Origin of the sequence: Methylocystis sp. H62, from assembly GCF_015709515.1 — a bacterium.
In the GTDB taxonomy this organism is placed as follows: domain Bacteria; phylum Pseudomonadota; class Alphaproteobacteria; order Rhizobiales; family Beijerinckiaceae; genus Methylocystis.
In genome coordinates, this window is record NZ_JADNQZ010000002.1 from 1 (window position 1) to 228 (window position 228).

Annotated in this window: 1 protein-coding gene; it reads left to right on the forward strand. The window is 65.4% G+C overall.

Translation table 11 applies throughout. The features are described from left to right. Nucleotides 1-228 (forward strand): IS66 family transposase zinc-finger binding domain-containing protein (locus IYY11_RS00010; protein WP_196402256.1); only part of this gene is annotated, 228 nt, incomplete at both ends.

Consider the following 228-nt stretch of genomic DNA (forward strand, 5'->3'; position numbering starts at 1 on the left):
TGTGTCCCTGCGGTTGCGGCCCGATGACGATGATTGGCGAGGATGTCTCCGAGCGTCTCGATGTGATCCCGGCCCAGTTCCGCGTGTTGGTCACGCGCCGTCCGAAATATGCGTGCCGCCGTTGCTCGAGCGCCGTGGCGCAGGCGCATGCGCCCGAGCATGTCGTGCCTGGTGGCCTGCCGACTGAAGCGCTGATCGCCCAGGTCATTGTCGCGAAGTTTGGCGATC